We start from the raw sequence: 4497 nt of genomic DNA, 5'->3' as shown, positions 1-4497 counted from the left end.
GTCGTCGGTGGGTGAGCTGGCGGTTGGAGGTGCCTTCGGGTGCGCGTCCGGACCGGGAGCTGCGCCGTGAGCGGGTGGAGGCGGCCGGGCGTGACGCGGAGGCGTTGTGCGAGGCGCTGGCGGCGCTGGAGGAGGACTTCACCCGGATCACCGACACCGCCTCGCAGCGTGCCAAGGGCAGTCGGACGGCTCCGAACCGGTCGCTCGTCTACTCCGACACCCGGCGCTCCGCCACCGCCCGGCTCAGCCCCGCCGTCCTGGACGAACTCACCCCGCTCTCCCTGTGCCTGACGGCCGTGGGCTGGCTGACCAGCCGGTACGCGGAGTCCATGCGCGCGCACATCCGGCAGAGCTTCGACCAGGTGCGCGGCGACCGGCCCACCACCGACCTCGCCTCGCTCTGGTTCGCCTGCCTGCCCGCCCCGCACGCCGCGTCCATGCCGGAGGCCGACCGGATCGGTGCCGAACTGCGCGAGCGCTGGGCCCGGATCATCGACGCCCCGGAAGGCGCACGCCGCGTACAGCTGTCCTCCGCGGACATCGCCGACCGGGTCCACGAGGAGTTCGACGGACCGCGCGACGGCTGGTCGCTCTCCCGCTATGTGAGCCCCGACGTGCTCATCATGGCCAAGGACGCCGCCGCCGTCGAACGGGGCGACTTCGAACTCGTCCTCGGCGAACTGCACATCGCCATGAACACCGTCGCCGCCTCCCTCTTCGTCAACCAGCACCCCGCCGTCGAGGAGCTGATCGCCGAGACCGACCGCGACTTCCCCGGGCCCCGGCTGATGCCGATGCTGCCCAAGGAACTGCCGCTGAAGTGGTCGGCCCGCAGCCGCCCCGCCCTGGACCGCCCGGAGGACTACTTCGTCGCCATCGCCGAACACACCAGCGACCCGCACCGGGACCGCACCGTACTCAGCGCCGACGTCACGGTGACCGACCGCGACGGCCGGCTGACCGCCGTCCTGCCCGACGGCAGCGAGTTCGACGTGCTCGACGTCTTCAGCCACGCCCTGACCAACCGCGTCATGGACCGCTTCGCCCTGCGCCCCGACGCGGATCATGTGCCGCGGGTGATGGTGGACAAGCTGGTCGTGAGTCGTGAGTCGTGGCGGTTCACGGGTGGAGATCTGGGGTTCGCGGAGGAGAAGAGTGAGGCCCGGCGGTATGTGCGGGCGCGGAACTGGCGAGGTGAGCGGGGGTTGCCGCGGTATGTGTTCGTGGTGTCGCCGACGGAGCCGCGTCCGTTCTATGTGGATTTCGACGCTCCGGTGTACGTGAACATCCTGGCCAAGGCCGCTCGTCGGCTGGCACGGAAGGATCCGGAGGCGAAGCTCACGATCACGGAGATGCTGCCCAGCCCCGAGCACGCGTGGCTGACCGACGACCGGGGCAACACCTACACCTCCGAACTCCGCTTCGTCGCCGTCGACCAGGAACACCAGCAGGGAGGCGTCCCCTCATGGTGAGCCTCCTCGACGCCATCCGGGACCACGCCGCGCGCACCCCGGACGCCACCGCGCTGAGCGCCCCCGGCCGCAGCGTCGGCTACCGGCAGCTCGACACCTGGATCGACCGGCTGGCCCGCCTGCTGACCGCCCACGGGGTCGGACCCGAGCGGGTCTGCGCCCTGGCCCTGGAACCGGGCCCGGAGAGCGTGGTGGCGGTGGCGGCCGTCCTCCGCGCCCGAGGAGCCTTCCTCACGCTGGACGTGACCCAGCCGCCGCCCCGGCTTGCCGCCATGGTCCGCAGCGGCGGCGCCACCGTCCTGATCACCCGGAGCGCGGTGCGGGAGAGGACGGGGCTGACCGTCGACGGGCCGGTGATCGACCTCGACGACGTCGGAGAGCCGGACGGACCGGGCGGTTGGGGCCCGCCGGGCGGTACGCCCGCGGGCTCCGGTCGGCAGCTCGCCTACGTCAGCCACACCTCCGGCTCCACCGGCACCCCCAACACCGTACTGATCGAGCGCGCGGGCCTCGACTCGTACCTCGGGTTCATCGCCCGGGACTACGGCCTGGGCCCCGACACCGTGGCGCTCCAGGTCGCACCCCTCGGCTACGACGCCTCCATCCGCGACACCTTCGCCCCCCTGGTCGCCGGCGGCACCGTGGTCCTGGCGGAACGCGGCACCCTGCTGCGCGCCGACAGCTTCGCGGAGACCCTGCGCCGCGAAGGCGTCAACACCCTGCTGAGCGTCACCCCGTCCTTCCTCACCTTCCTGGCCCAGCAGGACCTGGCCGAGGAACATCTGCGTGGACTGCGCCTCGTCGTGACCAGCGGGGAGTCGCTGCTGCCCTTCCTCCGCTCCGGTGCGCGCCGCCTGCTGCCCGGCAGCCTGGTCAACCAGTACGGCCCCACCGAATGCACCATGACCGCCACCCGTTACGCGGTGCCCCCCGAACCCGACACCACCCGCGACCTGGTCGGGACACCCATCGACGGGATGACGGTCCGGCTGACCGGCCCCGGCGGTGACGAGGTGCCCCCGGGCGGCACCGGTGAGATCGTCCTCGGCGGCATCGGCGTGGCGCGCGGCTACCTGGGACGTCCCGGCCTCACCGCCGACCGCTTCCGCCCCGACCCCGGGGGACCACCGGGCGCCCGCGCCTACCGCACCGGAGACCTGGCACGGGCCGGTGAGGACGGCGTCCTGGAGTACCTGGGCCGCTCCGACCGGCAGGTGAAGATCCGGGGCTACCGGGTCGACCCGGCCGAGATCGAGGGCGTCCTGCTCGGCCACCCCCGCGTCACCGGCGCCGTGGTCACGGCCGAACCGGACGAGCAGGGGCGGGTGTTCCTGTACGCCCATGTCACCGGCCCCCTCGACGAGGTGACCGACGCGGAGCTGCGCCGGCACCTTGCGACGGTCCTGCCGCCGCACATGATGCCCCGCAGGTTCCACCGCATCGAGCGGCTGCCCACCACCCGTACGGGCAAGACGGACCGGGCGGCCCTGCGCCGCACCGCCGCCCCGGTCCCGGACCGCACACCATGACCGCCGCCGGAACCCGCCTCGGAGCGGGGGACGTACGGGCGGCCGCCGAACGGATCCGCGGCCCGGTCCGCCGAACGCCTCTGCTGGCCGCCGACGCACTGCCGGGACTGGCGGAGGCCGGGCTCCGCGGGGTGCTGCTCAAGGCCGAACACCTGCAACGGGGCGGTTCGTTCAAGGCCAGGGGCGCCGCCAACGCGCTCCTGGGCCGGGACACCGCGGCCGTGGTCGCCGGGTCCTCCGGCAACCACGGCATCGCCGTGGCCGCGCTGGCGCGCCGGACCGGCGCCGCGGCCACCGTGGTGATGGCCGCGGGAGCCGGCCGGGAGAAGGCCGACGCCATCCGCCGGCTGGGCGCCCGGGTGGTGACGGCGGACGGCGGTGTGGCCGCCCGCGACCAGCTGGCCCGGCGGCTGGCGGCGGAGACCGGCGCGCTGTTGGTGCACTCCTCCGACGACGAGCGGGTCATCGCGGGCCAGGGCACCGTCGCCCTGGAGATCCTGGAGGAGGCGCCCGACCTCGATCTGCTCTTCGTCCCGGTCGGCGGCGGCGGACTGCTGGCGGGCTGCTGCCTCGCGGCCGGTCTCGGCGTGCGCCCTCCGCGCGTCATCGGCGTGGAACCCCAGGAGGCGCGCCGCTACGCCGTGTCGCTCGCGGCCGGGAACCCGGTCGAGCTGCCCGCGTCGAGGACCGTCGCCGACGGGCTGCGCGGCCAGCGGCCCGGCGAGATCACCTTTCCCATCGTCCGGGGACGGGTCGACGAGCTGATCGCCGTGGGGGACGACGAGGTCCTCCGGGCCATGGAGCTGCTGCACCGGGCCGGCCTGCCCGCCGAACCGAGCGGCAGCGTGGCCCTGGCCGGCGCGCTCCGGCGCGGCTTCCACGGGCGTACGGCCGTGGTGGTCTCCGGCGGCAACTCGCCGTCCGCGCTGGCCGCCATGGGGGTGGAGGTCGGGAGGGGCGCGGCCGATCAGGCTCCGCCGTTCCCCGCCCCTCCTGTCTCCGTCCTGTCGTGACGCCCGTCCCCGTCCACTCCGCTGCTTCCGACATCACTTCCTCCCTACCCGAAGGAGTCACCATGACCGTCCAGGACCAGACCCTCGCGCGCGACCTCCGGAGCGTCGCCGGGCTGACCGAACTCATCACCGTCCTCTACCAGGAGGCGCTGGCCAACGAAGGCCTCGACGAGCAGGCCGACTTCTTCGAGTCCGGCGGCGACTCGCTGACGGCCTTCCAGATCACCGGGCGCATCCAGGAGGCGGTCGGCACGGAGATCGCCATCGCCCTCGTCTTCACCTACCCGACCCCCGCCGAACTGGCCGAGGTCGTCGCCGAGGAACTCGCCGACCTCCCGGCGGGTGCGACCCATGAGTGACGACGGCGCGCTGCTGCTGGGCCGCCGTTGGCGGTTGTGGGAGCAGTTCTCGTTGCGTGGGCCGGGTTTTCCGGTGGGGGGTGTGTTGGATCTGGCTCCGGTGGATGTGTCGGTGTATGCGGAC

Annotated in this window: 4 protein-coding genes; all 4 read left to right on the top strand. The window is 73.5% G+C overall.

Features of this window, described 5'->3' with window-relative positions; translation table 11 throughout:
- The coding region (locus IF17_RS0135630) for a lantibiotic dehydratase (RefSeq protein ID WP_032773118.1) at nucleotides 1-1472 on the top strand (1472 nt) is incomplete at its 5' end.
- Entirely contained in the window at nucleotides 1466-3001 is a 1536-nt protein-coding gene (locus tag IF17_RS0135625; protein WP_030575337.1) for an amino acid adenylation domain-containing protein, read from the top strand. The genes IF17_RS0135630 and IF17_RS0135625, both read left to right, overlap by 7 nt.
- A complete protein-coding gene (locus IF17_RS0135620) occupies nucleotides 2998-4014 on the top strand; it encodes a threonine ammonia-lyase (protein ID WP_030575336.1) in 1017 nt (338 codons plus the stop codon). Before IF17_RS0135625 ends, IF17_RS0135620 begins: the two co-directional genes overlap by 4 nt.
- 62 nt (nucleotides 4015-4076) lie before the next feature.
- Entirely contained in the window at nucleotides 4077-4373 is a 297-nt protein-coding gene (locus IF17_RS0135615) for an acyl carrier protein (RefSeq protein ID WP_030575335.1), read from the top strand.
- Nucleotides 4374-4497: the final 124 nt, after the last annotated feature.

The sequence above is a fragment of the Streptomyces cyaneofuscatus genome (assembly GCF_000718135.1).
GTDB lineage: Bacteria > Actinomycetota > Actinomycetes > Streptomycetales > Streptomycetaceae > Streptomyces > Streptomyces cyaneofuscatus.
This window is presented reverse-complemented; position numbering and strand designations above follow the sequence as displayed.